This is a genomic window from Marivita sp. (genome assembly GCF_017643905.1).
GTDB lineage: Bacteria > Pseudomonadota > Alphaproteobacteria > Rhodobacterales > Rhodobacteraceae > Marivita.
This window is the reverse complement of the sequence record NZ_JAEPMO010000273.1, coordinates 1-2,316: the sequence shown is the minus strand read 5'-3', so window position 1 is coordinate 2,316 and position 2,316 is coordinate 1. Positions and strand designations below refer to the sequence as shown.

Genomic DNA, 2,316 nt, shown 5'->3' with positions numbered 1-2,316 from the left:
CGCAACGCTGACGGATCTTCCAACCTCTGGCGTTTTCCTGCCTGCAATGATCTTTGGCCTGACCAGTTTCCCGATCTACTCTGTGGCTGCAGCGCACGCCCATGATTTCGCAAGCGACAGCGAACGGGTCGAACTGTCTGCGGCACTGATGTTCTGGTACGCCTGCGGGGCGATTGCAGCACCCTACCTTGCCTCGGTACTCATGGGCATCTTCGGTCCTCCGGCTCTCTTTGCAATGATCGCCGTAGGTCACGCGGGTTTGGTGGTTTTCGGATTGATCCGGATGCGCGCCCGACCCAGTCAGCCCAAGACGCCTTATGTCTATGCGCCGCGCACATCTTTCCTGATCGGGCGGTTGATGCGAACCAGCCGAGAAAAGGACTGATCCTCTGGCACTTGGGCCTGTGATCCGCTAAAGCGGCGCAAACCTCAGTTACAGCGCGGGCGCATACGATATGGCACGGCACCTCATCACGTCGGCAATCCCCTATATCAACGGGATCAAGCACCTTGGAAACCTCGTGGGCAGCCAATTGCCCGCAGATCTCTATGCCCGCTACCTGCGGGCACGAGGCAACGAGGTGATGTTCCTGTGCGCCACGGACGAGCACGGCACCCCGGCCGAGCTGGCCGCCGCAAAGGCTGGCAAGCCCGTGGCCGATTACTGCGCCGAGATGCATGCGGTTCAGGCCGAGATCGCACAAGGCTTCCGCCTGTCCTTTGATCACTTCGGCCGCTCGTCCAGCCCGCAGAACCACAAGCTGACCCAGCATCTGGCGGGACGTCTTGCCGACGCTGGCCTGATCCGCGAAGTCAGCGAAAAGCAGGTCTACAGCCATGCGGACAAACGGTTCTTGCCCGACCGCTATATCGAAGGCACCTGCCCGAACTGCGGTTATGACAAAGCGCGCGGCGATCAGTGCGAGAACTGCACCAAGCAGCTCGACCCGACCGACCTGATCAACCCTCGGTCCGCCATTTCCGGCTCAACCGATCTTGAGGTGCGGGAAACCAAGCACCTGTACCTGCGCCAGTCCGACATGCGCGGCAAGCTGCAGGAGTGGATCGATAGCAAGACCGACTGGCCTGTGCTGACCACCTCCATCGCCAAGAAATGGCTGAACGATGGCGACGGGTTGCAGGACCGGGGCATCACACGCGATCTGGACTGGGGCATCCCGGTCAAGAAAGGCGACGAAGAGTGGTCCGGCATGGAGGGCAAAGTGTTCTATGTCTGGTTTGACGCGCCCATCGAATACATCGCCTGCGCCGGGGAATGGGCCGAGGCGAATGGCAAAACCGATGCCGACTGGGAACGCTGGTGGCGGACCGATCGCGGCGCGGACGATGTGCGCTACACCCAATTCATGGGCAAGGACAACGTCCCCTTCCACACGCTCAGCTTTCCGGTGACGATCCTCGGGTCGGGCGAGGATTGGAAGCTGGTCGACTACATCAAGTCGTTCAACTACCTGAACTACGATGGCGGCCAGTTCAGCACTTCGCAGGGCCGCGGCGTGTTCATGGATCAGGCGCTCGAGATTCTGCCCGCCGACTATTGGCGCTGGTGGCTGCTGAGCCACGCGCCCGAAAGCTCGGACAGCGAATTCACCTGGGAGAATTTCCAAGGCTCGGTGAACAAGGATCTGGCCGACGTGCTGGGCAACTTCGCCAGCCGTGTGACAAAGTTCTGCCGCTCCAAGTTCAGCGAGGCGGTTCCGTCTGGCGGCACAACGGGCGCGCGCGAAGACCAGTTGATCGCCGATCTCGAAAAAGGTCTGCGCGAATACGAAGCGCATATGGACGCCATTGAGGTCCGCAAATCCGCCGCCGCTCTGCGCGCACTTTGGGTGCTGGGCAACGAATACCTGCAGGATGTCGCCCCTTGGACCACCTTCAAGGAGGACCCGGATACGGCTGCCATGCAGATCCGCATCGCACTCAACCTCATTCGCTTCTACGCGGTGATCTCGAGCCCGTTCATCCCGGATGCTTCGGCACAGCTATTGACAGCGATGCATGCGGAAGACGCAACCTGGCCTGCCGACCTGGCATCTGCCGTTCAGGCACTGCAAGAGGGCCATGCGTTCTCCGTGCCCGAGGTGACGTTCCGCAAGATCAGCGACGAAGAACGCGCAGGCTGGCAAGAACGGTTCGCCGGTATTCGTACCTGAAGCCGGCTTCTTTGGGCTGACAATAGTTCGGGGAGAGCGAGGCATCGTCCATTGTTCGCCATTGGTTCAGGAACAATAAAGCGTTTTGCGTTTAATCTGAGGCATATCCTGCAGCTTTGAGGAAGTTCCAGCATTCGTCTGG

At 60.3% G+C, this 2,316-nt stretch carries 1 protein-coding gene and 1 pseudogene; both read left to right on the top strand.

Going from position 1 to position 2,316, the window contains the following annotated elements; genetic code table 11:
• A pseudogene (locus tag JJ869_RS23105) lies at positions 1-385 on the top strand (hypothetical protein); the annotation flags it as partial.
• 70 nt (positions 386-455) lie between these two features.
• A complete protein-coding gene (metG, locus tag JJ869_RS23100) occupies positions 456-2,174 on the top strand; it encodes a methionine--tRNA ligase (protein ID WP_292271271.1) in 1,719 nt (572 codons plus the stop codon).
• Positions 2,175-2,316 lie beyond the last annotated feature (142 nt).